The organism is Deinococcus piscis (assembly GCF_014653275.1).
GTDB lineage: Bacteria > Deinococcota > Deinococci > Deinococcales > Deinococcaceae > Deinococcus > Deinococcus piscis.
In genome coordinates this window covers 1-25,053 of record NZ_BNAL01000008.1, presented here as the reverse complement: position 1 = coordinate 25,053, position 25,053 = coordinate 1, and the positions used below count along the sequence as shown (strand labels likewise).

General features: G+C 64.9%; 21 protein-coding genes. 14 read left to right on the top strand and 7 right to left on the bottom strand.

Annotation, left to right across the window (positions count from 1 at the left end; translation table 11 throughout):
* Nucleotides 1-696 (top strand): hypothetical protein, encoded by a 696-nt coding sequence (locus IE158_RS04660; protein WP_189642508.1) that lies wholly within the window; start codon nt 1-3, stop codon nt 694-696.
* Here the strand turns inward: IE158_RS04660 and IE158_RS04655 are convergent.
* Complete coding sequence (locus tag IE158_RS04655; RefSeq protein WP_189642507.1) at nt 688-1,152, bottom strand: DoxX family membrane protein; 465 nt, start codon at nt 1,150-1,152, stop codon at nt 688-690. The genes IE158_RS04660 and IE158_RS04655 overlap by 9 nt on opposite strands.
* A gap of 298 nt (nt 1,153-1,450) precedes the next feature.
* Here IE158_RS04655 and IE158_RS04650 point away from each other — a divergent pair, with 298 nt between their 5' ends.
* The 7 genes from IE158_RS04650 (at nt 1,451) to IE158_RS04620 (ending at nt 8,320) form a co-directional block, all read left to right on the top strand.
* Nucleotides 1,451-2,005 carry a GNAT family N-acetyltransferase gene (locus IE158_RS04650; RefSeq protein ID WP_189642506.1) on the top strand — a complete coding sequence of 185 codons (555 nt, stop codon included), beginning with the start codon at nt 1,451-1,453 and terminating at the stop codon, nt 2,003-2,005.
* Complete coding sequence (locus tag IE158_RS04645) at nt 1,974-3,014, top strand: dipeptidase (protein ID WP_189642505.1); 1,041 nt, start codon at nt 1,974-1,976, stop codon at nt 3,012-3,014. Before IE158_RS04650 ends, IE158_RS04645 begins: the two co-directional genes overlap by 32 nt.
* 142 nt (nt 3,015-3,156) lie before the next feature.
* Nucleotides 3,157-3,480, top strand: coding sequence for an ATP-dependent Clp protease adaptor ClpS (locus tag IE158_RS04640; protein WP_189642504.1), 324 nt, complete (start codon nt 3,157-3,159; stop codon nt 3,478-3,480).
* Between the two features lie 35 nt (nt 3,481-3,515).
* Nucleotides 3,516-4,505: an NAD-dependent epimerase/dehydratase family protein gene (locus IE158_RS04635; protein WP_189642503.1), complete on the top strand. Its 990-nt coding sequence runs from the start codon at nt 3,516-3,518 to the stop codon at nt 4,503-4,505.
* Between the two features lie 171 nt (nt 4,506-4,676).
* Nucleotides 4,677-6,923 carry an AAA family ATPase gene (locus IE158_RS04630; RefSeq protein ID WP_189642502.1) on the top strand — a complete coding sequence of 749 codons (2,247 nt, stop codon included), beginning with the start codon at nt 4,677-4,679 and terminating at the stop codon, nt 6,921-6,923.
* 45 nt (nt 6,924-6,968) lie between these two features.
* Nucleotides 6,969-7,754 (top strand): TIGR00282 family metallophosphoesterase, encoded by a 786-nt coding sequence (locus IE158_RS04625; protein ID WP_189642501.1) that lies wholly within the window; start codon nt 6,969-6,971, stop codon nt 7,752-7,754.
* Nucleotides 7,751-8,320 (top strand): GNAT family N-acetyltransferase, encoded by a 570-nt coding sequence (locus IE158_RS04620; protein WP_189642500.1) that lies wholly within the window; start codon nt 7,751-7,753, stop codon nt 8,318-8,320. Before IE158_RS04625 ends, IE158_RS04620 begins: the two co-directional genes overlap by 4 nt.
* A gap of 3 nt (nt 8,321-8,323) precedes the next feature.
* Here the strand turns inward: IE158_RS04620 and IE158_RS04615 are convergent, their stop codons facing one another.
* The 5 genes from IE158_RS04615 to IE158_RS04595 all read right to left on the bottom strand — a co-directional run bounded on the left by IE158_RS04615 (nt 8,324) and on the right by IE158_RS04595 (nt 14,578).
* On the bottom strand, nt 8,324-11,635 hold the full coding sequence (locus IE158_RS04615; protein ID WP_189642499.1) for an SMC hinge domain-related protein: 3,312 nt from the start codon (nt 11,633-11,635) through the stop codon (nt 8,324-8,326).
* Between the two features lie 85 nt (nt 11,636-11,720).
* Nucleotides 11,721-12,269, bottom strand: a complete 549-nt coding sequence (locus tag IE158_RS04610; protein WP_189642498.1) for a GerMN domain-containing protein — start codon at nt 12,267-12,269, stop codon at nt 11,721-11,723.
* A complete protein-coding gene (locus tag IE158_RS04605) occupies nt 12,266-13,705 on the bottom strand; it encodes an N-acetylmuramoyl-L-alanine amidase family protein (protein WP_189642497.1) in 1,440 nt (479 codons plus the stop codon). Before IE158_RS04605 ends, IE158_RS04610 begins: the two co-directional genes overlap by 4 nt.
* The gene (gene smpB, locus IE158_RS04600) at nt 13,705-14,136 is read right to left on the bottom strand and encodes an SsrA-binding protein SmpB (protein WP_189642496.1); all 432 of its coding nucleotides are present in this window, start codon (nt 14,134-14,136) and stop codon (nt 13,705-13,707) included. The genes IE158_RS04605 and smpB overlap by 1 nt, the downstream gene beginning before the upstream one ends.
* A gap of 61 nt (nt 14,137-14,197) precedes the next feature.
* The gene (locus IE158_RS04595) at nt 14,198-14,578 is read right to left on the bottom strand and encodes a DUF423 domain-containing protein (RefSeq protein ID WP_189642495.1); all 381 of its coding nucleotides are present in this window, start codon (nt 14,576-14,578) and stop codon (nt 14,198-14,200) included.
* Nucleotides 14,579-15,134: 556 nt separating this feature from the next.
* On the opposite strand from IE158_RS04595, the gene IE158_RS04590 reads away from it, so the two are divergent.
* The 6 genes from IE158_RS04590 (at nt 15,135) to IE158_RS04565 (ending at nt 20,797) form a co-directional block, all read left to right on the top strand.
* Nucleotides 15,135-15,689, top strand: a complete 555-nt coding sequence (locus IE158_RS04590) for a 3D domain-containing protein (protein ID WP_189642494.1) — start codon at nt 15,135-15,137, stop codon at nt 15,687-15,689.
* Between the two features lie 110 nt (nt 15,690-15,799).
* Nucleotides 15,800-17,005 carry an FtsX-like permease family protein gene (locus IE158_RS04585; RefSeq protein ID WP_189642493.1) on the top strand — a complete coding sequence of 402 codons (1,206 nt, stop codon included), beginning with the start codon at nt 15,800-15,802 and terminating at the stop codon, nt 17,003-17,005.
* 147 nt (nt 17,006-17,152) lie between these two features.
* Nucleotides 17,153-18,235, top strand: coding sequence for a DUF4384 domain-containing protein (locus IE158_RS04580; RefSeq protein ID WP_189642492.1), 1,083 nt, complete (start codon nt 17,153-17,155; stop codon nt 18,233-18,235).
* Nucleotides 18,236-18,388: 153 nt separating this feature from the next.
* Nucleotides 18,389-19,462 (top strand): dual-specificity RNA methyltransferase RlmN, encoded by a 1,074-nt coding sequence (gene rlmN, locus IE158_RS04575; protein ID WP_189642491.1) that lies wholly within the window; start codon nt 18,389-18,391, stop codon nt 19,460-19,462.
* The gene (locus IE158_RS04570; RefSeq protein WP_189642490.1) at nt 19,449-20,018 is read left to right on the top strand and encodes a GNAT family N-acetyltransferase; all 570 of its coding nucleotides are present in this window, start codon (nt 19,449-19,451) and stop codon (nt 20,016-20,018) included. The genes rlmN and IE158_RS04570 overlap by 14 nt, the downstream gene beginning before the upstream one ends.
* Before the next feature lie 77 nt (nt 20,019-20,095).
* Nucleotides 20,096-20,797: a hypothetical protein gene (locus IE158_RS04565; RefSeq protein ID WP_189642489.1), complete on the top strand. Its 702-nt coding sequence runs from the start codon at nt 20,096-20,098 to the stop codon at nt 20,795-20,797.
* A 155-nt stretch (nt 20,798-20,952) separates the two neighbouring features.
* Here IE158_RS04565 and IE158_RS04560 read toward each other — a convergent pair whose 3' ends face one another.
* Nucleotides 20,953-24,951, bottom strand: a complete 3,999-nt coding sequence (locus IE158_RS04560) for a DUF11 domain-containing protein (RefSeq protein WP_189642488.1) — start codon at nt 24,949-24,951, stop codon at nt 20,953-20,955.
* Between the last annotated feature and the right edge of the window lie 102 nt (nt 24,952-25,053).

Here is a 25,053-nt window from a genome sequence, read left to right as displayed (position 1 = left end):
GTGAGTGCAGGCCAGCCGGTCAGCAGCGGGCAGGGGGCACCCACCGGATGGCGCACGGCAGCCCTGGCCGCGCTGGGGGCGCAGGTGCTCGCGCTGTTTCTGGTGGCCGGGTATGTGCTCAGCAAAGACCTCCCCAATCCTGTCAGCGGCTGGCTGGACGCCGGGCACCACTTTTTGACCGGCATACTAACGCTGTGGTGGGCGCTGCTGCTGGGCCGCCTCACCCTGGGGCGGGGCGTCGCTCAGGGTGAATACCTGGACCGGGTCCGGCAGGCGCTCACCCTGACTTTTCCCCTGCTGACCAGCTTCCGGGGCGTGCTGTGGGGCATCACCGCCCTGGCCCTGGCAGGTGGCACCTCGCAGGCGCACCCGGTGGCCCTCACCGCCCTGATGACCATCTGGGGAGCCAGCATCATCGCCAGCTACATGGGGTTTTTCTGGCTGCTGCGCTGGTCTGACCTTGGCCCGGCTGAAGGGAGCAGCGCCAAGTGGCAGCTGGCCGACTGGCTGAACCTCTCGGCGGCCCTGGCGCTCGGCATGACTGTGATCAATGTGGTGCCCATCACGGGCTTCAGCGTGAGCCTGTCCCAGGCAGACCAACTGGTCTACGGCCTGTCGGGCCTGCTGGATGTCATCGCCACCCTGCTGTCGCTGCAAGCAGTGCGCCTGACCGGGCCAAACGACGCTTCAGGCTGAGCGGGCCGGTTCCAACAAGCTGCGCCAGCGCGGATACTCCCAGGCCAGCAAGTACAGCGCCGCCAACAGCATCAGGCCGGTGATGACCGGCGTCCCCTCGAAATCCAGGCTGACTGTAATCACAAAAATGTTGGTGATCAGGCACAGGTACAAAATGGCCCCCACCGCCGCTGTGCGCGGAATCAGAATCAGAAGGCCAGCCAGCAGCTGCGCGGCCCCAATAAACTGGTAATAGAGGCCCGTCCGCAGCAACGCATCAAAAAAATAGCCCACCGGGTCGCTGGGCGGCAGCACGGTAAACGGCTGCCCCAGCAGCTTGACCCAACCTGACGGCAAAAAAGCCAACCACAGGAGCACGCGGGTCAGCCAGGTAAAGGGCAGAGCCAGCCGGGTGGCCTGCCAGGTGGCCAGCCAGCCCTGAGGCCGGTCCACCCAAGAAGTTGTGGAAGTGATCATGTCCCTAGCCTAGAAGTGCATCTGGGGGCCAGCATCCCTCTAAAGAAGGAGCGTGGAGCCATTCTCCAAAACGACGCTGGGCAGCGCTCCGCTTCCGCCACCCGCTCCAGGTTCCGTCCTGCGCGGTGTATTGTCCTTAGTTTGTTCGCCAAAAAAACCTCGGCAAACAGATGAGGCGCTTTTTTCCCAACTGCTCCAAGCAGGGCGGAAAAGTTCGGAAGTGTGGCTGCACCTCAGCGGGCAGCGAATAAGCCATTTGGCGAATACCCACACGTGGGCAGTCCAGTTACCCTGAGCCATGACCGAACTCCGCCCCCTGACCCCTGCCGACGCCGAGGACTTCCGCGTCGCCCGCCTCCAGATGCTACGGGAAGCGCCCGCCGCCTTTCTGACCACTGCCGAGGAATTCGCTGAGCGCCCGCTGGACGCCATCGCCGAGCGGCTCAGGCCCGACCCAGAAAATGTAACTTTTGGGGTGTGGGACGGCGGGGAATTGGTCGGCATCTGCACGCTGGTACGCGAACAAGGCCCACGCTCTCGGCACCGCGCCGACATCTTCGGGATGGGTGTGCTGGACCGCGCCCAGGGCCGGGGCGTGGGGCGGGCGCTGCTCACAGCGGCCATTGCCTATGCCCGCGAGCTGCCGGGAGTGCGTAGCCTGCACCTGGACGTGATGGAAACCCAGGCCGCCGCGCTGGGGCTGTACCGCTCGCTGGGCTTCGAGGTCTGGGGCACCGAACCAAACGCGATGTGCATAGATGGAGAGCTGGTCAGGTCACATGCAATGTGGTTGGACCTTGGCGCAGAGCCTATGCTGAAGCATGACGCAGACCCCAGCCCACAGACTGATTGATGGACATCTGGACCTGGCCCTGGGTGCCCTAGAGGGCCGCGACCCTGCGCTAAGCCTAGACGAGCTGCGCCGCCTCCCACTCTTTACCGGCGTACCTGGCGAAGCTCCACAGACGCCTAGCGTCACTTTTGGCGAACTCCAGGCCGCAGGACTGGGCCTCTGCTTCGGCACCCTCTTTGCCCGCAAGGGAGGTGCGTGGCCCTATACGCCCGGCGGCTACACCGATACCGAAGGCGCACGCCAGGAAGCCTTGCGCAGCCTGGACTGGTATCACCGCTGGCAGGACGCAGGACTGATCCGGCTGCTGCCCAACCGCACCGCCCTGATGGCCCACCTGAATGACTGGGAAGCGGGGGCGGACCTGCCCCTCGGCGTGGCCTTGCTGATGGAAGGCGCCGACCCAGTGCGCGGCGCGGACGACTTACCCTTTTGGGCAGAGCAGGGAGTCCGGCTGATTGGTCCAGCGTGGCGCGGCACCCGCTACGCGGGCGGCACAGGCGAGCCGGGGGGCCTGACTGAGGCTGGACATGCGTTGCTGCAAGCGATGGCCGACCTGAACTTGACTCTGGACGCCTCGCACCTTGACGATGCCGCCTTCTGGGACGCCCTTCCATACGGCACCCGCGTGATTGCCACCCACTCCAACGCCCGGCACTTTATTGACTCCAACCGGCTGCTCTCTGACGACATGATCCGCGCCATCGGGGAGCGCGGAGGTGTGGTGGGCGTGGTGCCGGCCAACTTCTTTATTCGTGCGGGCTGGCGAACTGGGCAGGAACGGGTGCCCCTTCAGGAGCTGAGCGAACATGCCCGGCATATCGCCGGACTGATCGGCTGGGAGCGGGTGGCCCTGGGGTCTGACTTTGACGGTGGATTCGGCACCGAACAGCTGCCTGCCGGGCTGGAGCGTTATCCAGATCTCCACCAGCTGGCCCAGACCCTGCCGGCAGAGCACCGCGCCGGGTTCTTGTGGGACAACTGGGCGCGGTGGCTTAGAGAACACTACTGAGAGGCGGCCAGTGACGGAGGCTGCAAGGAAAAGGATGTATTGGGCAAGCGACGCAGAGGCAAAGCGCCGCGCAGCATAAGAGTTGACGGGCGCAGCTAGTGGCATGAAACGTCATTCTCCACGCTGCCCTAGACTGGGAAACATGACCCGTCCTGACACGGCCTCCCGCACCCAAACGCTGGAACGCACCCGCACCGAGCGGCCCCGGCTGTGGCGGGTGCTGCTGCTCAACGACGACTACACCCCGATGGAATTCGTGGTGGAGGTGCTGATGGGGCACTTCCACAAATCTGAGGCCGAGGCGCAGGTGATCATGCTGGCGGTGCATCACAAGGGCCAGGGTGTGGCGGGCGTCTATACCCGCGACATCGCTGAAACCAAGGTGGCGCAGGTCACCGCCGAGGCGCGGGCTGGCGGGTTCCCACTTCGGCTGGTGGCTGAACCTGAAGATGAAGGCCCGCTGTGAGAGTTGTGTAGAGCTGGCCGGTTAATAATCGTTTAATGCTGCTGATTACTGGGGCCGCCGGCCACCTTGGAAATGTTCTGATTCGCCACCTGCTGGAGCGCGGCTACACCGGCATTCGCGCCATGGTGCTGCCCGGCGAGGACCGCACACCGCTGGCCGGGCTGGACGTGGACATTGTCGAGGCGGACATCACCCGGCCTGACATGCTGCCCGCCGCCTTTGCGGGCGTGAAGAGGGTGATGCACCTCGCTTCACTGGTCAGCATCGGAGACGCTCCAGATGACGTGATTCAGCGCGTCAATGTGGAAGGCACACGCAACATTATCGCCGCGAGCAAGGCTGCTCAGGTGGAGCGGCTGCTGTACGTGGGCAGTGTTCATGCCTTTGCCTGGCCCACCGGCCCGCTGCTGGACGAACGGGCTCCCCTCGCGCCGCAGACTGCCGCTCCCTACGAGCGCACCAAGTCGGCGGCAACCCGCCTGGTGCTGGACGCCGCCGCCGAGCTGGACACTGTGGTGGCCGCGCCCAGCGGTGTGTTCGGGCCATTCGACTTCAAGCGCAGCGAAGTGGGCACCAATATCCGGGAGTGGACCCTCAAGCCTTCCACCATGATGCTGCCCGGCGGCTACGATTTCGTGGATGTGCGCGACGTGGCCGAGGGACTGCGCCTGGTGCTGGAGCAGGGCCGGCGCGGTGAGGTGTACCTGCTGGGCAACGAGTGGATAGAAATGCGGGCGATGGCGCAGCAGGTGATGCAGCGCGTGCATGGCCGCGCCAAAGTCACGATGATTCCGCTGCCCATCGCCCGCAAGCTGGCCGAGGTGGCCCTGTGGGACAGCAAGCGCCGGGGCGTACGCGCACTGCTGACCCCGTACAGCCTCGAAACCTTGATGGCCCCTTACCGCGTGGACTGGAGCAAGGCCCGCACCGAACTGGGGTATTCGGTGCGGCCCATCAGCCAAACTGTCGAGGACACCGTGAAATGGTGGCAGGACAACCCCAACGCCGGGGGTGGCCGCCGCTAAGGTAGCTGACCAAAGATGCTCCAGCCCCATCCTTTTGGCGAACAAGGCAAATGAAATACGCAGAACAGGAGCGGAAATGGAAGCGTCTGCCCGTGCTTTTTCCCCTCCTGCCGGTAGACTCATCAGCATGAACCTGTTCACCCCGCAGCCTGGACCACGGACGCGCACGCTGTGATTTCCGACGCCTTGCAGGTCAGCATTGGCCGGGCCGCCGACTACGCCCGGCAAGCTGGGCACGAGTACGTCACGCCGGAGCATCTGCTGCTGGCCCTGACCCACGACCCCGACGCGGTGGGAGCTTTTCACGCGCTGGGCGTGGACCTGGGCCGCCTCCGTGACGACCTTGAAGGCGTGCTCAAGTCATTTGAGGTGGTCGAGGGAGCCGACGAAGTACGCGACTTCAGCGCAGGCTTTCACCGGGCTGTGCAGGGCGCGGTGCTGCAACTGCACGCCAGTGGCAAGGGCCATGAGCAGGCCACCGGGGCGCGGGTGCTGGCCGAGCTACTGGAAGAAGAAGACAGCTTTGCGCGCTGGACGCTCGAAACCCAGGGCGTGACCCGCCTGGCGGTGCTGGACTATCTGTCCCACGGTCTGGCAGGCGGAATTCGGGCCACTGGGGCGGGAGCGGGCGGGCCAGCAGAAGCCGCTCAAGCGCCAGCCTCCGCGCTGGACGCCTACACAGACGACCTGACTGCCGGGGCGCGGGCAGGCCGCTTCGATCCCCTGATTGGGCGGGCGGCGGAACTGGAGCGCACGCTGCACATCCTCGCACGGCGGCAAAAGAACAACCCGGTTCTGGTGGGTGAACCCGGTGTGGGCAAGACCGCCCTGGCTGAAGGCTTGGCGCAGCGCGTGGCGAGCGGGGACGTGCCGCCCTTTTTGCAGGGGGCCAACGTGTACGCGCTGGACCTGGGCGCACTGACAGCGGGCACCCGCTACCGGGGCGATTTTGAGGAACGGCTTGGAGCCTTGCTGCGCGAGCTGGAAGACCAAAACGCGGTCCTGTTCATAGACGAGCTGCACATGCTGGTGGGTGCCGGACGCACTGAGGGCGGCAGCATGGATGCGGCGGGACTGCTCAAACCTGCCCTGGCACGGGGCCAGAACGCGCAGGGGGGCGGCCTGCGGGTGCTGGGGGCCACCACCCCCGCCGAACTGCGCCACCTGGAAGCGGACCGGGCGCTGTGGCGGCGCTTCGGCACAGTGACGGTGCCAGAGCCCAGCGAAGCCGAGGCGCTGGATATCATCCGGGGCCTGAGCGGCTCCTACGCCGAGCACCACGGGGTCAGCTATACGGATGCGGCCCTGGAAGCGGCGGTGCGCCTCAGCGTACGCCACCTCAAAGACCGCTTCCTACCCGACAAGGCGATTGACGTGCTGGATGAGGCGGGGGCGGCGCGGTCCAGCCGGGGCGAGGGCGGCGAAATCGGTGTGGCTGACATCGAAGCGACAGTCTCGCGGATAGCACGCATACCGCTGGGCACAGTCAGCGCCGACGAAACCCGCAGCCTCGCCACGCTGGAAGCTGACCTGAAAGCCCGCGTCTACGGCCAGGACGAAGCCGTGCAGGCGGTCAGTCACGCGGTCAAGCTGGCCCGCGCCGGTCTGCGCGCAGGGGACAAAGTGCAGGGCGCATTTCTGTTTGCGGGGCCTACGGGCGTCGGCAAGACCGAACTGGCCCGTGCGCTGGCCGAGCGGCTGGGGCTGACGCTGACCCGCTTTGATATGTCGGAGTATCAAGAAAGCCACTCTGCGGCGCGCCTGATTGGTGCTCCTCCCGGCTACGTGGGCTTTGACCAGGGTGGGCTACTCACCGATGCGGTCAGCAAAGACCCCCACTCGGTGCTGCTGTTCGACGAAATCGAAAAGGCGCACCCGGACGTGTACAACCTCTTTTTGCAGCTGATGGACTACGGCACGCTGACCGACCACACTGGCAAGAAGGTAGACGCACGCGGCTGCATCATCATCTTTACGACCAATGCGGGCGCCGCCGAGGCCGCGAGTGGGCTGGTGGGCTTTGGAGCACGCAGCGCCCAGGGGCAGCAGGACGCTGCCGTGAAGCGCGCCTTTACGCCAGAGTTCCGCAACCGGCTGGACGCCGTGCTGTACTTCCGCCCGCTGGCCCCGGAGGTGATGGGGCAGGTGGTGGACAAGTTCGTGGCCGAGCTGAGAGAGCGCCTGGGCGAAAAAGGCGTGCGCCTGAGTGTCTCCCCCGCTGCCCGCGCCCGCCTGGGCGAGCTGGGCTACGACCCGGCGCTGGGCGCACGTCCCCTCAGCCGGGTGATAGAGGAGCGGCTTTCGCGCCCGCTGGCCGACGCGCTGCTGTTCGGAGAGCTGCGCGGGGGCGGCGCGGTGAAGGTGGGAGTCAAGGGCGGCGAGCTGCGGCTGGAGGTGAGGGGGAAAGCAGCAAGTTAAGGGGCCCAGCTTCCCAGCCTTGCCCCCGCGCTAAGCTGACACGCAATGAAGGTTCTTTTCGTGGGTGATGTGTACGGGCAACCGGGGCGGCGGGTGGCGGGCGAGCACCTGCCGCTGATTGCCCCGCGCTTTGATTTTGTGATTGTGAACGCCGAGAACTCGGCTGGGGGCTTTGGTGTGCATTTTGACGCCGCGACCCGGCTGCTGGAAGCGGGGGCAGATTGCCTCACGCTGGGCAACCATGCCTGGGACCACAAGGACATCGGGCTGCTGCTGGGACAGCCGCACAAATTTCCCATTGTGCGGCCCCTGAACTACTCGGACCCGGAGACGCCGGGCGTGGGCTGGCGCACCTTCGAGGTGGGCGAGGCTGGCGAGCGCCTGACCGTGGTCAACCTGCTGGGCCGGGTCTTTATGGGCGAAAGTGCCAACCCCTTCACAGCCATAGACGACCTACTGAAGCGCGACGACCTAGGCAGCGTGTTTGTGGATTTTCACGCCGAAACCACCAGCGAAAAGGCCGCGATGGGCTGGCACCTGGACGGGCGGGTGGCCGCTGTCATCGGCACGCACACCCACGTCGCTACTGCCGATACGCGCATCTTGCCCCATGGCACCGGCTTTCAGACCGACGCTGGCTTTACCGGCCCGGTCAACAGCGTGATTGGCGCGAACCCCGCTGAGCCGCTGCAAGCCTTCCTGACCGAGCGGAGGCACCGCTTTCAGGTCGCCGGAGGCCCGGCCATGCTCAATGGAGTGAGCCTGGAGATTTCCGGGGGCCGTTGCCTGAGCATTGAGCGGTATCGCTACGAGGAACCGGCGGAGGAGTGAAGCCTCTCACTGTCCCGCACGAACTCTGCACAGCGCGGCTGCGGCTGCGTGCGCCCAGCCCCGCCGACGCCGAAGCTTCGCTGGCGGCACAACTTGCCTCACGCGCTGAACTCAAGCACTGGATGGCGTGGGCACAGGAGGAGCCGACATTGGAGCAAGTCCGCGCGAATCTGACCGCTGCCGCCGAGCGCTTTCACAGCGGCGAAGAACTGCGCTACCACGTTTGGGACGCAGCGGGGCGCGAACTTATCGGGTCCAGCGGCTTTCACGCGCTGGACTGGCGGGTGCCGAAGGGGGAAATCGGCTACTGGACAGCGACTCCTCACACCGGCCAGGGCCACGCGCTGGAAGTGGTGCAGGCGCTGACCACCCTGGCCCTGACCCCACAGGGCAGCGGCGGCCTGGGCTTTCACCGGCTGGAAATCCGCTGTGACCCGCTGAATGGGCGCTCGCGCCGTATTCCAGAGCGGCTGGGCTATGGGCTGGACGCCTGCCTGGTCAACGACACCGTTTCGTCGGATGGAACAGAGTTGCGGGACACGCTGGTCTATAGCCTGACGCGCTGAGCTTCAGCGCACCAGTGCCGCGCCTTCACTCGCCTGCCGGATACTCAGCACCCGGCTCACGCCGCCGCCATCGGTGGTAACGCCCCAGAGCGTGTCGGCCACTTCCATGGTGGCTTTTTGGTGGGTCACCAGAATGAACTGGGTGCCCTGGGCGGCGAAGCGGGTCAGAAACGCCGTAAAGCGGCGGATGTTGGCCTCGTCCAGCGGAGCGTCTACCTCGTCCAGTACGGCCAACGGCAGGCCGCCCGCCGTGTCTTCTCCGCCAGCATGGTTCAGCGCGAAGAGAAAGGCCAGCCCCGCCATCGTGCGCTCACCGGCACTCAGCAGGGTCATGGAGCGGGTACGCTTGCCGCCCGGCTGCACCGCCAACGACAGCCCATTGATGCGCCCGGCATCGTCCTGCTGGGCTTCCAGCTCACCGGAGCCACCCAGCAGCTCGGCGGCGTAGCGGGCAAAGGCAGCGGCCACCGTCGCCAGCGCCTGACGGGTCGCGGCGTCTTCCAGGTCGGAGAGCTCATCCAGCTGGCCGCGCAGCTCGTTCACGGCGGCCTGGGCATCGTCCAGCTCGGCCTGAGTGGCGGCCCATTCGGCCTGCCCCTCCTGATAATCGGCCTCGGCGCGGGCATTCACCGGCCCCAGCCCTTCCAGCTCGGCGCGCAGGCGGCCCAGTTCGTGCGCCCACTCGCGGGGGGTGCCGGGCGGTGAGCAACTGTCGGGAATGGCCCCCAGGCCACCCTCACGCCGGGCGATGGTCAGGCGCAGGTCGTCCAGCCGGGCACGGGCCTTGTTCTGGGCGGCAATCAGGGCGGCGTAGACATCGGCGGTGCGGGTCTGCTCGGCCTCGGCGCGGGCCACTTCACCAGGGTCAAAGTCGCCCAGTGCGGCGCGGCGGCGCTCCACTTCGGCGGCGGCAGCGGCAATGTGCGCGGCCTGCTCCGCTGCCGCCTGGGCATTGGCGCTCAGGCGGGCCTGCACTTCGGCGCGGCGGCCCTCGGCCTGACGGTAGGCCTGCCAGAGTGCGGCCAGCTCGCGGCCCAGGGCCAGGGCTTCGGCAGCCTCCCGTTCGGCAGCGCGGGCCTGCTCAGCTCCAGCACGCTGAGCGCTCAGCTCCGCTTCCAGCTCGGCGGGGTCAGCGGTCTCCCCTTCCAGTGCCAGGGCATCATCCGGCACAGGCAACGCCGCCGCCTGCGCCGCCAGCCGCGCCGCGTCCGCCTCCAGGCTGCGCTGACGGGCGGCCAGCTCGCGGGCCTGAGCGGTCAGCTCGCGCTCGGTGGCCTGGGCCGCAGCGTGGGCCGCTGTCAGCGTAGGCAAATCCGCTGCTTCGCCTGCACTGAGGGCCTCAAGCTTGGCTTCGGCCCTGAGCAGGGCTTCTTCAGCCGCATCCACTTCATCCGCCAGTTCCTGAAAGCGCCGCTGGTCGGCCAGCACGCTGCTGCCAGAGTCGCGCAGGCGTCCGCCGGTCATGGCCCCCGAAGGCTCCACCACTTCGCCGCCCAGCGTGACCAGTCGGGGCCGCTGCCGGTGCGCCCGCGCCAGGCGATTCGCGGTATCCAGCGTGTCCACGATCAGGGTGTCGGCCAACAGAGAGTGGCCCACCAGCGGAGGGTCGGTGGGGCACAGGTCGGCCAGATTGCCAACCACGCCAGCTTCACGCAGCAGGGCGCCGTCGCGGCGGGGGCGCTCGCGCAGCAGTTCCAGCGGCAAGAAGGTGGCCCGCCCGCCCTGCTTTTTCAGCTCGGCGATGATGGCTTTGGCGTCGTCGGCAGTCTGCACCACCACTTGTTCCAGCCTCCGGCCCAGCGCCGCAGTGACTGCCGTTTCCAACTCGGCGGGCACGGTCAGCACATCGGCCACACTGCCCACGATGCCCGGGTGGTCCAGCCGCAGTGCGTTGCGGGCCCCCTCGCCGTAGCGCGAGTAGGCGTTCAGCGCCGCTTCCAGCCGCTCCAACTCGCGGCGCAGCGGGGCCAAGCCAGCTTGCAAGCGGGTGCGCTCGGCAGCGGCCTCCTGGTGGCGGGCCTGGAGGGTCTGCGCCTGCGCCTGGGCCTGCGCCAGAGCTGCCGCCTGCTGCTCACGCTCCGCTGTGGCCTGGGACAGCCCGGCGGCCATGCGTTCGGTCTCGCCCGCCAGCACCGTCAGCGCCTGGGCCACCCGCTCCTGTTCGCGGGTCAGGGCGGCGCGGTCCGCCTCGCTGCGGGCCTGGGCCTGGGTGCGGCGCAGCTCGGCTTCGCGGCCAGCCGTCAGCGTGCGTTCCAGTCGGCGGGCCGCGCCTTCGGCGACTTCGGCGCGGGCGCGGGCGTCCTGCACGGCACGGGTCAGCTCGGCGAGATCCGGGGCTGCGTCAGCGGGGGGCTGATCAGGCAGATTCGCCAGTTCGGCCTGCAGACCACTGGCCTCACTGCTCAGGTGCTCACCGTAGCGGGCGGCTTGGGTGTGCGCCTGCTCGGCAGCGGTCAGGGCAGCCAGGGCATCCTCGCGGGCACGGGCGGCAGCGCGGGCCTGCGCCAGAGCTTCACGGGCCGCCTCGGCCTGAGCCGCAGCGTCTCCCAGCCCCGCACCCAGTTCCTGTGACGCCGCCTCCTGGCGGGCCACTTCCTCACGGGCAGCGGCCAGCTCGCGGCGCAGGGCCAACTGCTTTTCGCGCTCCTGGGCGGCGTCCAGCAGGGCCTGGCGGGCACTCAGCTCACGCCAGCGCAGTGCCGCTTCCGCTGCCCGCCGCAGCCGCTCCAGGCCACTGTGGCGCTCGGTCTGAAGCAGGTCCAGGTCCGAGAGGTGGCGCTCAGCCTCGGCCAGCCGCGCCGCCGTTTCTTCGCGGGCCGCCACTGAGCGCGACAGCCCCGCTGCCTCCTGCAAGTAGCCCAGCAGCCGGCTGCCTTCTGCCTGAACCACCCCACTCACCTCGCCCTGCCCAATCACCGCCAAGCCGCCCGGCCCAAGCCCGGTGCCCCGCAGCGCCGCATGAATGTCACGCACCCTGACCCCACGCCCTGCAAGTTCCTGCTCAGCAGTGCCGTCACGGTAGATGCGGCGGCCCAGGTGCACAGTCTCTCCCGAGTGGCGCAGCTCCGCCTGCACTTCAGCCAGCCCCAGCGGCGCCCGCCCTGCTCCGCTGCCCCCGTGAAAAATCAGCTCGGTGGCCCGCCCGGCCCGCAGCTCACGCGCCCGCGCACCATGTGTCACCCAGCGCAGCGCCTCCACCACGTTGCTCTTGCCGCTGCCATTGGGGCCGATCACCGCCGTGATCCCAGGCTCGAACTCGATGTGGGTGCGCTGCGAAAAACTCTTGAATCCGTGCAGGGTCAGCGAATGAATCATAGATAAAGAGAAAAAAGGGCGCGGGCGTCCGCCGGCCAGGGGCGGCTCAACTGGCTCCGCCCGGCTCTTGACTCGCCGCTGCGCGCTAGAGGTCCTTGCAGTCCTGGCGGGTCAGCGGCTGGCGCAGGTCCACCTGCCCGATGGTCGCCTCATTCTTGCCTTCCACCAGGAAAGTCACGTCCAGGCCCTGATTTTCCAGCAGGGTACGGGTCATGGAGCACAGCATCAAGTATTCCCCGCTGACCGAGTAGCCCAGATTGCGGTACTCCCCCGGCAAGTTGACGAAATAGTTGTCGCCGCGTAGCCATACGCGGGGCGCAGGCAAGCCGCTGGGCACCGCGGCTTTCAGGGCCTGCGTGGTCGGCCCCTGATTCCACACCGTCAGGGCCGCTTCGGCGGTCCCCTGAGCGTTCTGTTCGCCCTGCACCACCGGCACATTTCGCTTCTCGCTCACCAGCTTCTGGCCGCCTGCATCAAGGTAGTACACCGGCACTTCTACCGGCAGGCGCTCGGACAGCACGTAGTTCGGCACTTCCGGCGTGGGCGGAGGCCGGTTCACCCAGCTCATCGCTGCCACGGTCAGCACCAGCACAGCCGCCGCCACCACATTAAAAAAGGACAAGGCGTTCTTCACTGGCTGCTGCTCCCTTCTGCACTGCCCTGTTCACCCGCAGGTAACGTAGCAGCATTCTCTACTTTCTTGGAGAGGTAACCTGCCACCGAGCGGGCCACCCCGACAGCCAGGCGCTGCCGGAAGGCGTCGTCGCCCAGTGCGGCCACATCGTCGGCACTGTCCAGACTGCCCAGTTCAATCAGTGCGCCTGCCTGCGGCGCCTCACCCAGCGTCAGGATTTTGGCAATGGGCCGCTGCTGAGCCTTAATGCTCTGGGTGCCCAACTCCTTGATCAGCGAGTCGGTCAGGATGCGGGTGCCGCCCAGGTCGCCCACCGCATTGCTGGCGTAGGCCGGATTCTGACCCGCGCGGATGTTCGCCACATACTCCGAGGAGTTCTCGCTCAATTGCTGATAGACCTTTACGCCGGGCGAGACCACGCCCTCCACACCGATGTGGCTTACGTCCAGCATCAGATATACGTCGCTTTGGCGGGCCAGCTCCATCTTCTGGTCCAGCGTGGCATCCTTGGCGCCGTCGCGGGTCAGCTTGACTTGCCATCCCGCCTCATTGAGCAGCGCCAGGGCTTTTTTGGCGACGTCCAGGCTAAAGTCGGTGCCGCCAGCTCCCCCCTGAGCTGTCGGCACCGGCTCGATCACAATCAATGGCCGGGCAATGCGGTCCAGCAGCGCGGGCGCCGTGCGCTCAATGGCGGGGCCAGCATCCACCACCACCCGCACGCTGCCGGGGCGAATCACCTTGTACATGCGGTAGCCGCTGTCTTTGGGCAGGCTGAAGCGCAGGCGCAGGTCGTCGCCGTCCCCAATCACACGCGCTCCCGAGATAAATTTGCCGGTGGTGGTATAGCGGCGCTGCTCACCAGCTGCCCCGCGCACCACCACATGCACATCGTTGCCGCGCAGCTCAGTAAAGACATCGGTGTCCTGGGTTAGGTCCAGTACCAAGCGGTCCGCATTCGTGCCCACCGAGCTGCTGACGCCACTTAGGCGCAGTTCCGGCATGGTAAAGGTGCCAGCGCGGTAGGTGGCCCCAAAAGTGCGGGCAACCACTTCGAGCGGCACATGCACGGTGCCGTCCACATAGGTGGCGGTGCGGCCCTGTTCACGTACGGTATCCAGCTGAATGGTGTTGAAGTCGGTGGTGGCGCGGTAGGCATCCTCGTCAATCGGCAGCACGATGGAGTGACCGTAGCCGTCTATCCGCAGGTACGGGCCTTCTTGCACCACCCGCGCCAGGCTACGCAGGCTTTCGACGTCTATGTATTCGGCTCCGTACAGGTTCACGCTCTGCACTGGGGTGCCCTGGAGGGTCAGGCTGCTGTAGGCCACCTGAGCCGAGGCCACGCTGCCGTACCAGGCACCCACTCCGCCTAGAGTCAGCGCAGCCAGCAGGGCTGCCACCTGCCAGGGTGTCCTGGCCGCAATCACTCGTTTCATCAGTACTCCCTCAGTTCGCGCCGCACGGTCTTCTCTGCGTCGGCACGGCGCTTGTCGTGCAATTTTTTGCCCCGCGCCACTGCCAGCTCCACTTTGAAATAGCGGCCCTGCTGATACATTTTGGTCGGCACCAGCGTCAGGCCCTTTTGCTCCAAGGCACGGCGGATTTTCTCAATTTCCATGCGGTGCAGCAAAAGCCTGCGTGGCCGGCGTGGCTCGTGATTGTTGTAGGTCGCTTCCTTATAGGGCGGAATATACAGCCCCTCCAGGTCCACGTTGCGGCCATTCAGCCGGGCGAAGGCGTCACGGAAATCAACCCCACCGGCGCGGATACTCTTGACCTCGCTGCCGGTCAGGGACAGGCCGGCTTCGTAACGGTCCAGCAGTTCATATTCGTAGCCTGCGCGGCGATTGACATACACGCGGGGCATTCTAGCGCAGCTGCCCGCGCATCCCGCCGCGCTCCAGCCTCAGCCCTCCTGGCTCGGTGCCTCAGCGCCGCAGATTCAGCAGGCCCAGCCAGACCAGACCCGCAATCATCAGCACGCCGCCCACTGGCGTCACCGCGCCCAGCCAACGCACATTCAGCCCCACCAACAGGTACAGACTCAGGCTGAAAATGACACTGCCCAGCAGCAGCAACCGCACCGGCCAGCCGCCATAGCCCGCCGTCCCCAGGGCCAGCAGGGCCAGGGCCGCGTACATCTGGTAGCGCACGCCGGTTTCAAAAATCGCCAGGTCAGCGGCGCTCAGCCGCTCGCTCAGTGCGTGAGCCCCAAAAGCCCCCAGCGCGATGCCGAGTGCCCCCCACAGGGCACCAGCAGCCAGGGCACGGCTGGCACGGGGCACAGGCGTCAACAAAGAAGAAGTCATGGCCCCAGTGTAATGGTCCCCCTCCAGCCGAAGACCAGCACCGGGCGAGGTGAGGGAGCCGGAGCGACCCGCCCACATGAGAGCAGCGGCCCAACATGAGCCCGGCCTCTCCAGAAAAAAAGTCGCGTGCAAGAACCGATTCTCGTTGTAACGACATTTACATTTGGCCGGCTGGGAAGCCGCAAAATTCCCGGCTCAGTCAGGTAGGTGTGATCACGCTCTCATGACCTCTGCCTATCGTAAAGGCAGCCGGGTTCCCCCCGCCCCGCTGCTGGGTCTGCACCCAATACCTAGGCCAAGCCGGGCAGGGGTAATACGGTCACTACAAAAATTCATGGGATTTTTCTCATGTAAATGAAACCGGTAGCAGGGTCCGCGCCGGGAGAACTTGCTACTTTCTGGAAGCCATCCGGGGAGTGTTGCCCGGAGGCCGCATTTAGCCGAGACTCCCTATGATCCTGAGCTCGGGCGGCCTTCTCGCCCCTCCCCTCTTTCTGAGTTTCTGTCCTGACTCACCCTAGATTGCTTCCGCAGTGAAGCAGTATCAAGGAGAACCATGTCAAACCGTACAATGCTGACCGCGCTGGCTGCCGCCGCGCTGGGCACTGCTGCCCTTAACCAGACCGCCCTGGCCCTGCCGCCCATGCCCGCTGCCGAGCTCGCTGACCGCGCCGTGCAGACGGCCCTGAGCAGCGAAGCCGCCCGCTCCCTTCCCTACGTCAATCCAGCCGTGACCCTGAGCGCTGAGCAGCCCAGCGACGTGGTCCTGGGTGCCCGCGCGCCCGCAGGCCGCACCGCTGTGCTGAAATCCACCGCCTACAACAGCCTGGCGGCCCAGACGGACTCCACCCCTCACATCACGGCGACAGGCACCCGCACCCGCCCCGGCGTGGTGGCCCTGAGCCGCGACATGCTCCGCCTGTTTCCTTATGGCACCCGCCTGCGCATTCAGGACCTCAGTGGCAATCATCCCTACGTGAATGGCCGCATTTTCGTGGTTGAAGACACCATGCATGCCCGCAAGAGCAATCAGATCGATGTGTGGATGCCGACCCGCTCACAGGCCATGAACTGGGGCGTCCGCAACGTCCGGATTACTGTGGTGCGCTAACCAGCATCGGCGTAAGAAAGACGCAGAAAGCAGAGGGTGGTGGGCTAATGCTCCCCGCCTTCTGCTTTTGACTTGCGGCCTGTGCTCCTCTTGGCCTTTTGGACTTCGCTATGCTAGGCCCCATTGTGCCTTCCTCCCTCTCCACTCCCAGCACCGTCCGGCGGCTGCCCTGGCTGCTGGCCCGTGCCCACCTGAGCAAACGCCGCACCCAGAATCTGCTGACCGTCGCCGGCATTGCTGTAGGCGTGGCGGTGCTGATTGCCGCCCTGAGCCTCACCAACGGCTTTACCGGTGCGCTGATCAGCGCCACCTTGAGGGCCAGCCCACACCTGAGCGTGCAGCCGTATACGCCGGGCGGCCAGGACCAGGCAATGGAGCAGGCGCTGGCGGCCAGCAGTGAGGTGGCAGCGTTCACGCCTTTTCTGGCTGACAAGGCCCTGCTGACTCGCCCTGCCGACGAGTACCGCGCCGCTGGGACCGATTTCAGCACCCTGTTTGGCGTGGGCCCCCAGGCCGCCGACGTGCTGGAGCTGCGCCCGGAAGAAGGCCAGCTGCTGCGTTCACTGGGCAGTGGCGAGATTCTGATGGGCGCGGCCCTGGCCCGCAATATCGGGGTCTATCCAGGCGAACAGATCAACCTGCTGAACAGTGGGCAGCAGCGGCGGGAAATGACCGTCAAGGGGGTCTTTCATACCGGCAACTACCTGATTGACTCGGGCTACGCTTTTACCAGCTTGGGCACCTTGCAGAGCTTGCAGGGCACCGGCCACATCACGGGCTACCAGATTCGGCTGGCCGACCCGGAACAGGCCCCGCAGGTCGGTCAGGCCCTCACCACGCAGTTGCCTTACGCCGCCACGCCCTGGCAGTCGCTGTACGGCACGCTGCTCGATCAGCTGAAGCTCCAAAAACAGGTCATCGGGTTTGTGGTGTTTCTGATTGTGATTGTGGCGGCGTTCGGCATCGCCAACGTGATGACGCTGGCCGTGTTCGAAAAGACGCAGGAAATCGCCATTCTGCGGGCCATCGGAGCCACGCAGGGCACCATCACCCAGACCTTTTTGCTGGAGGGCCTGCTCCTGGGCCTCGGTGGGCTGCTGCTCGGCAACCTGCTGGGCCTGGGAATCGCCGCCTACTTCACGGCCCGCCCTTTTCAGATTCCGGGCGACCTGTACTTCATCACCACGCTGCCGGTGCAGGTGCGCCTGACCGACTTGCTGTGGGTGAATGCCGTGGGCCTGCTCACCACCCTGCTGGCCGCCCTTATTCCGGCCCGCCGCGCCGCAAGCATCGAACCAGCACGGATTATCCGCTAGGGGCACCTGCGACCAATTCTGCGTTCAGAACAGCATTTATGTACAAAAGTCAGAAATAAGACAGGTCTGACGGTGAGCTGAATGACTATTAACCTTGCGCCCGCCCCGTCTCACGGTGAGTCAAGTTGGGGGCCGTAGGCTGGGCTCATGAACAAAACGATTAAGGCAGCCCTGCTTCCTATGACCCTACTGGCCGGTTCGGCTGGTGCCCAGACCATTAGCGCTCAGAGCATCATCGTGAACCCCACCCAGCCTGACCTCAATGTCCAGGTGAACGTGGACAAGGACAGCACCGGCAATGCCGTGCCCTCCTACCGCATTGGCGAGAGCATCCGCCTGAGCGTTAAGACCAACCGTGACGCTTACGTGTACCTCTTTAGCGTGGACGCCGCTGGCAAGGTCAACCAGATTCTGCCCAACCAGATGGACCAGGGCGAGTCCTTCGTACGTGCCAACACCGTCAAGACCTTCCCCCCCGCCAACGCTGGCTACACCTTTGACATTGAAGGCCCCGCCGGTCTGAATAAAGTGCTGGCCCTGGCCTCGCTGAGCGAGCTGAGCCTGAACGACATCAGCCGCTTCGAGAATGCCCAGAGCAACTTCGCCAACGTGACCGTGAGCGGCCAGGACCGTCTGGCTCAGGCCCTGAGCATCGTGGTCAACCCCCTGCCCCAAAACAGCTGGGTGAGCGACACCGCTTTCTTTGACGTGGCCGAGCGCGCCCCCGTCCGCACCGGCAGCCTGTTCGTGGGCACCAACATGAATGACGCTCAGGTGATTCTGAATGGCCGTACCCTGGGCTACGCCAACCGCACTTACACCGGCATTCAGCCTGGCCGCTACCCCATCAAGGTGCGCGTGCCCGGTTACAGCGACTTTGCCACCACCGTGACCATTGCCTCTGACCGCACCACCAACCTGAACGTGGACTTCCGCGGCAATGTCACCCCTGCTCCCGTGCGCCCCGCTCCTGTCGCCAGCACCTACAACGTGACCGTGCGCAGCAACCTGAATGGTGGCCGCGTGTTCATGAACGGCAACGAAGTAGGCACCATCCGTAACGGCCAGGTGACCGCCAGCGTCCAGCGCGGCCAGTACCAGATCGTGATCGTGGCTCCGGGCCAGCCTGCCGAAATCGCCACCATCAACGTGAACCGTGACGGCGGCATCAACCTCAGCCAGGCTCCCCGCACCACCACCATCAACCTGCTGGACCTGCTGTTCCGCTAAGCCTCCGCTCCCCGGTATTCAGCACAGCCCATTTTCAGCACACTGCCCCCCTTTACCGGGGGGTTTTTGTTGGGGCTGGGGACAGGGCTTGACGCCAGGCCGCCCCAGAGCAGGCCCCCATTTCTCCCGCAGGCCCCGCGTTAGACTGGCTGGATGACTGCCGCGCCCACCCCTGCCACTCAGGTTCCCCAGCCCCTGCTGCTGGACCTGCACCCCGACGACTATCCTCTGCCCGGCTTTCGCCGTAGGCAGCTGCTGGAATGGGTGTACCAGCATGGCGTGGGCGACTTTGGGCAGATGCACACCCTGCCCGCCGAACTGCGCAGTGAGCTGGAACGCGGCTGGCGGCTGAATCCCTTTACCGACATCGAGACGTTCCGCAGTGACGACGGCTCGGTGAAATACCTCTTTACCCTGCCCGATGGCCGCCAGATGGAAGCGGTGTATATGCCGTACCTGGACCGAAAGACCATCTGCGTCAGTACCATGGTGGGCTGCCCGGCCCGCTGCGCTTTTTGCGCGACGGGGGCAATGGGCTTTGGGCGGAACCTGACCCCCGGCGAAATCGTGGGGCAAATTCTGGCAGTGGCGGGCGGCGAGGGCATCGAACCCCGCGAAATCCGCAATCTGGTGTTTATGGGCATGGGCGAAGCAATGCTGAACTACGACAACACCATGCAGGCGGCCCGGATTCTGCTGCACCCGCAGGCCCTGGGCATGAGCAAACGCCGCGTGACCCTCAGCACGGTGGGCATTGCCAAAGGTATTCGCCGCCTGGCCGAAGAAGATGACCTGGGCATCAAGCTGGCGATCAGCCTGCACGCCCCCGACGAGGAGACCCGGCAGCAGATTATTCCGACGGGCGGGGCCAACTCCATTGATGAAATTATGCAGGCGGCCCGCGACTACCAATCCAAGACGGGCCGGCGCATCACGATGGAATACACCATGCTGCGCGGCATCAATGACCATCTGTGGCAGGCCGAGCTGCTGGCCGAGCGCCTCGAGGGGCTGGTCAGCCACGTGAACCTGATTCCTATGAATCCCTGGCCCGGCAGCAACTTTGTCAGCAGCACCGAGGAGCAGATTCAGGCGTTCTACGACCTGCTGGAAGACCGGGGCGTGGATGTCAGCGTGCGGCGCTCACGCGGCAAGGATGCGGGCGCGGCCTGCGGACAACTGGCCCTCAAGCGGCCAGGCGCAGCGCAGGGCCATGCTGGAGTTTAGGCCGTTGGAACGGCTCCCCCTGACCACCGAGCGCCTGCTCCTGCGGCCTTTCTCCGAAGCAGATGCGGCAGACCTGCACGCCTACCGCTCCCTGGATGCAGTGGCCCGCTACCTGCTGGAAGATGCGTGGGACCAGGAGCGCACTGCCGAGAAACTGGAGCAGCGGCGGCAGCAGGCTGACCTACGTACAGGCAAACTCGCACTTGCCTGTGAATACCAGGGACGGGTGGTGGGTGACCTCTCGCTCTGGTTCACCGACGACACCCGCCTGAGCGCTGAAATCGGCTGGGTATTCCATCCAGAAGTGGCCGGGAAGGGGCTGGCCACCGAAGCTGTGCAGGCGGCGCTGGGGCTGGCTTTTGAAGGATATGCCCTGCACCGCGTAGCCGCGCAAATGGACGCCCGCAATCTGGCCTCAGCCCGCCTGTGTGAGCGGGTTGGGATGCAGCGGGAAGCCCATCTGCGCCAGAACTGGTGGCACAGGGGCGAATGGACTGACACTCTGATATACGCTGTGCTCGCCTCTGACCCGGAAGCCCCGGCCCCGGTGACCTGAGACGGCATCCCCCAGGAGTTCATCCACATTGAGAAAGCCCTAAGGCAGACATCAGCGCGAGTCTAGAGACTCGCGCTATGTTCACCACTTTACTGAGCCTGACCGCGCTTGCCTTCCCCGCCTGGAACGCTCCTGCACCTCAGGTGAGGACCGACAGCGTGCGCCCAGACGCTCATCAGGCGCGGGTGCTGGGCGCGGCCTACTGCTCTGGCAAGCCAGGCTGCCAGGTGGAGTTTGCTCCCATCGGCGCAGCAGGAGCCAAGCTGCCCGTGATGAACGGGCGAATCCCAACCAGCGTGGCCTTTGGTTCCTTCAGCGCACCAGGCCGCCAAGAAGCGCTGCTGACCCTCTGCCTGGCCCAGTCGGACGGCTGCGACGGTGTGACGCTACTGCGCCGCGAGCGGGGACAGTGGAAAGCTGTGCACCACACGCCAGACGTCACCGCACAGGAATGCCTGAAGTTCCGCCGCTTTGATGGCCGTGACGCCCTGGCCTGCCGGGGCCACTTCGTCATGTACGGGTCGCGGCTCACGCTGGTGACGGTGGGTGAACGCCAGAGCAGCGAAAAAGTGCTGCTGGATGGCAACATCGGGAACTGCGGCCAGGGCACGGCCACAGTGACCCGGCTAGGCGACTGGCAGAAGGCAGATATCAATCAGGATGGCCGCCCAGACCTGGTGGTGAACATTCACCGTTATGGGATCAAGTCGGCGCAGTGCCCACCGGCAGACGACGCCCCTTTCACAGCTGCCAACCTCACGCGGCGCTGGGCGATGTGACACGGCAAGCAGTCTTTTGCCTGTTGCCGTCCTGGGAAGATGCCAGATTGATACCAAGTTAGGGCAGGCGGGGGATCATTTCTGGGGGCCATAGAGAATGGCCGGGCAGCAAAAGCGCTATCCCGGCCACCTGGCACCGTCCGGCTGGTTCTGCGTCAGTGGACCATCACCCGGAAGCAGAATGTGCCTCTGCTGCTGGGGGGCAGGCTGGCAATATTCACCTGCAAAGCCTGGTCCGAGGCCGTGATGCTGGCTCCAGCCAGTGGCCCTCCAGGGTTCGTCATGCTGCCTTCACGCACGACCCAGCTGTCTGAGACGAAACGGGTATAGGTGGGCAGAGAGTCGCGCAGCTCGTAGTTGCTGAGGGCGACGCTGCCGTAGTTATAGAAGTCAATGCAGTACTCCAGGACCTCTCCAGGCAGAGCTGCCGTTTCCGTCTTCCAGTTGGCAGGCAGCTGAGGAACGGACGGGCCAGGCGCAGTGCCCAGATGCTGCACCCGCTTGGTGAGCTTGGTGTAGACCAGATCTGTCCTGACCTCTTCGGACAGCACTGGGGTCAGGCCGTTCGCAGTGACCGTGGCCGTATTCAGGAACGGCTGCTGATTGGTGTTCGCCTGGACATCGGCCTTGACCGTCAGCGTGATTTCGCGGCTTTCACCCGCATTCAACCGGTCCAGATTGAACGATATCTTGCCCGCAGCGTCCACAGCGGCAGGAATACTGCTGCTCACATAGCTCAGACCCTGAGGCAGAGCGTCTGCCACCACGGCATTTTCTACGGCCACCGCACTGGAATTCGTCACCAAGAAGGTATAGGTCAGTTGCTGGCTGGCAGGAGCATAGGTCAGGTTGGTGTCGTTGCTCGGATCAGCGGTAATGCCGATATATCTCAGATCCACGGCTTTGCCGATCTTCAGGAGTGCCCTGACCTCCGTAAAGTTGTACCCCTGAGCCGAAGCGCCCACACCCAGCGCAATCCCCGTCACCTGATCATTGCCCGGAGTTCCCCCTGCGGTGCCAGCATAGTCTTTGCCGTCAAGGTAACCTGCGGGCTGGGTCAGTTCTTTGACCGCATAGGTGCCGCTCTGAAGCCCGCCAAAGCTGGGAATAGCCGTACCCGTGCAGTCACTGCTAGGGAACAGTGCGCCGCCCGCCCCGGCTCCGAAGATATAGGTGCCATCCGCCTGGGTGAACATGGAATACGTGACACCGCTTCCACTGTTGGTGGTCCCGGTCAGCACCATGCACACTTCTCCCAGACCACGGTCTGCCCCATCGAAGCCACCATTTTGGTTCACATCCTCAAAGACCCGTCCACCCAGTGAGGCAGCAGCCACACGCACCGCAGACAGCGACTGCGATTCCAGATAGAGCAGGGTACTTGCCGGGTCCGTAGGCCGCATGGCCACACTGTTGTTAAAGATATCGGCAGGTTTGACCGCTGCGGTGGTTTGGAAGTTCAGGTCCACGCTATAAGTCGTGTCTGCATTCATGACGGTGGGATGAAGGCGCACGGCGGTCACTTCGCTCATGTTGGCTGGGCACAGGTTGCCACTAAGCGCGGTACACCACACCGTACTGCCGCCAGGAGCGTTGCTGGCATCCTGCGGGTCGTTGCTGATGGTGCTGGGCGCAGCTTTGGTGTAGTACACGGTCATTGCGGGGTCATTGCTGGGGCGAGTCACCGACTGAAGCTGATAGGTCCCCGCCGCAAAAGACGACGCAGGCGTGCGGCCCGTAAAGCTCCGTGCAGGATTGCTGGTGCCGTCACCGTTGTAGGGCAGGATGTCGATCAGGTCAGGCAGATCGCGGGCCGTGACGGTAGTGCCCACGCTGACATAGCTCAGGGTGAACTTAAAAGGTTGCCCCGGCTCAATCAGACTGGTGGGGGTACTTTTGGAGAGCTTCAGCCCCGGCGCACTCTGCACCGTGCGGCTGACACTGCTGGACTTCACACAAGCGCCATAAGAAGTGCTGGCCACGTTGTAGGTGCAGTCTGCTTCATAATCATCCGGACCGCCGGACACCGCTGCCGAGTTGGTGAGGGTGGAATTGTTGGTGGCTGTCGGTGACACGCTGGCTTTGAACACAACGGGCGGCAACTTGCTGTCTACCGAATCATTGCCTGTGGTCAGCACATACGGCAATTGGTTGGGGTAGACCCAGGTCAGGCGGGTAAAACCAGCGGCAGGCGTATCAGCACTGATGGTCGGCTCACGGCCCACGCCGCCTACAGTTGAGCTGCCCGGCACATAACTCAGGCCAGGCGGCAGAATGTCGGTGACTGTAAAGTTGCGGGCCAGCGGCGGAAAAGTGGTGGTGTAGGTGGGCTGAATCTGATAGGTCAGCACCGCGCCTGCGGAGACAGGATTGGCCGCCGGGTCAAGCACGGTCTTGGTCACGCCAGAACGGGTTTTGATGGGCACCACTTGCAGGTTGTCCCAGAAAACGCTCTGATCCACAGCTGAAACGCCCGTACCGCCAAAGTCTGCCGTGTTGCGAATCAGGGTGCCCTCGGTCAGCGGCTGCCCAGCCACGCGCGTTCCGGTCGCTCCCGACAAGACATTGATGGTGGCCGCGTAGGTGGAGCGCAGGGTCAGGCCATAGATGTACAGGCTGCTGAATGTTCCGCCAGACACGCTGGGCAGATCAGCACGCACATAGACCAGCCCTCCAGCAGCTTCGGCCTCAGCAGCGGTCGAAAACCAGCGGATGGCGGGGTCATCGCACTTGGCACTGGAGTAGTCCGACAGGACCGTCGGCGTGTTGGGAGCGGTTCTGCTGTCAGTGCGGTTGCTCGTATCGCTGGCATCGGTGCTGGCAAAGTACCGTGAGCTGCGCGCTCCATACCGGACTTGCCCACTCAAGCCCATAAAGGACACTTGAAAGTTGGGGCCGATATCAAAAGCGGTCCGGTCAATCACATCGCACATGTACACATTGCTCTGGCGGTAAGTCCCCTCGTTGGCATACCGCACCACACTGCCCACAGTCTGCCCCGGAGCCATGAAGTTGGTCAGACAGTTGCCGGTGAGGGCAGGATCACACTCGGTCCCGTACGGATAAGGCCGGGTGGTGTCTTTGGTAAAAATCTTGGACGCCACGCCGCTGTTCGTGGCCGTCAGGTCATAGCTCACCTGGTTGTTGCCTGGATTGTCGCCTGTGATCTCCTGCCCTGTGATGGACTTGGCTGAGTAGGTGCCCAGCTTCAGGGTGTTCAAGGTTTTGACACCAGCGGGATAGCTGGTCAGGGGGGTCCAAAGAACCAGAGCCTTGTTCATGATCCACCAGTCACGCTGCGGAATACTGGCTCCTGTTCCTGCCAGCACGGTGGGACGCCTGGTCAGCGAAGTATCCGCGCCGGTCACTTTCAGGTTTACAGCAGTGGCATCACTGCTGACCACAGCGCAGTCGCCGCCGTTGGGCACCGTTGCCGTATTGACCCCCGTGGCCGGACCAATGTCGGCCACCTTGCCGTACATATTGACAGCTGCACCCGACTCACTGCTCGGCGAGCCACCCGAAGGTGTACCGTAACTGGGGCTGCCGCAGCCGTCCTGAAAGCTCCCCGAAGCAGCGGGCGTCCCGGCAACGCCTGTGCCGGTGTGCCAGTTGTCTACCCGCACACCCGCCGGATACCCACTGACATCCAGTTTGAAATCAACGCTGGTGGCCAGTTGTTCGACGCCCTTGCGCCCGTTGCCATTGGGGTTGCGTGCCACCAGGCCCACCAGTGGACGGTGATAAAAGCCTTCCTCATTGTTGGGACCGCCCGCTTCGTTGTAGGCGTAGGCCTTGGGATTGCCCTGATAGCTATTGTCAATCACCACATCATAAAAAGGCGCAGCACTGACCGTAACCGTGGGCGGCAGGCTGCTGGGAGCGGGGGCCGCACTGGAAGTAGAGGTCACCGTCATCACGGGCGCGGGCAACGCGGTTCCGTTGGGGGTGCCGCTCAGCACACGGGCGTCCATGACCAGGGAGGTCGTTCCCGTGCCCGATGTAGCGCTGACATCTCCAATCACACACGTCAGGGTCTGCTTGTCTATGCTCAGCGAAGAGCCCGCCTTGCAATAAGGCGGCAGATAAGCCCACTCTGCCACAGCCTGCCCAACCTTGGGAGCAATGTTGCCCTGGGGCAATGTGGCGACCACCTTGATTCCTGTTTCGGTGCCTGTGTACCCAAGCGCCCTGACTACCCCTCAAAACTCCGGTAACACTGTCTGAGACGCCAGATTCTATAGACATAAAAAGAG